Source organism: Virgibacillus salexigens (assembly GCF_014905415.1).
Classification (GTDB): Bacteria; Bacillota; Bacilli; order Bacillales; family Amphibacillaceae; genus Virgibacillus; species Virgibacillus salexigens.
Genome location: NZ_BNEO01000205.1, coordinates 1 through 290, shown reverse-complemented (window position 1 = coordinate 290; position 290 = coordinate 1). Strand labels below are relative to the sequence as shown.

Here is a 290-nt window from a genome sequence, read left to right as displayed (position 1 = left end):
TTTAGATAAAGCCACAGTTTTAGCTGCCTCCTCATAGGCTATATCAGAATGCTTGGTAGGAAGGCTGTGAGGAGAAGGTATGAGCTTTGCAAAAGGTGATTTAGTAACGAGGCAATCGTATAATCATGATTTATTATTTCGAGTAGCCTCGGTAAAAAGAGAAAACGTTGAATTATATGGCGAGGATATCCGTCTCAAAGCAGATGCGCCGGTAACTGATTTGGAAATGGTCCAGCAGAGGGAGCTTGAGAAACGGAGAAAAAGAGAGCAGGAAAAAGAGGAATTCTCCT

The 290-nt window shown here is 42.1% G+C and carries 1 protein-coding gene; it reads left to right on the top strand.

Annotated elements, in window-relative coordinates; genetic code table 11:
- Positions 1 to 79: 79 nt before the first annotated feature.
- Positions 80 to 290: sporulation peptidase YabG (locus tag JKP73_RS22855; protein WP_308436526.1), on the top strand; the 211-nt coding region annotated here is incomplete at its 3' end.